1 protein-coding gene is annotated in these 254 nt (G+C 42.5%); it reads left to right on the top strand.

What is annotated here, in order from left to right; all coding sequences use genetic code 11:
• The coding region (locus ABFY71_RS18985; RefSeq protein WP_347947435.1) for a hypothetical protein at positions 1-254 on the top strand (254 nt) is incomplete at both ends.

Below are 254 nucleotides of genomic sequence, written 5' to 3'. Positions count from 1 at the left end.
TGAGGGCAGCCTCGGAGTAATAGAAACTGTAACAAGTGGGGTCTTAACAGTTGTTCAAAACCTTAGTGATGCAATATCGAGGTTATACGATGAGCACGTAAAGCCGTTCTTTGATTCTATAGCAGATGGACTATCAAGCATATTTGAAACTCTGATAACCGGATATAACACATACATTCTTCCGGTGCTACAAGGACTGGCAGAGCAAATTAAAGGGTTGTTAGAGGGACCAGTAGGGGACGCGATTGTAAAGA

The organism is Devosia alba (assembly GCF_039938915.1).
Classification (GTDB): Bacteria; Pseudomonadota; Alphaproteobacteria; order Rhizobiales; family Devosiaceae; genus Devosia; species Devosia alba.
The sequence above is the reverse complement of the archived record's forward strand: the minus strand, read 5'-3'. Positions and strand labels throughout refer to the sequence as shown.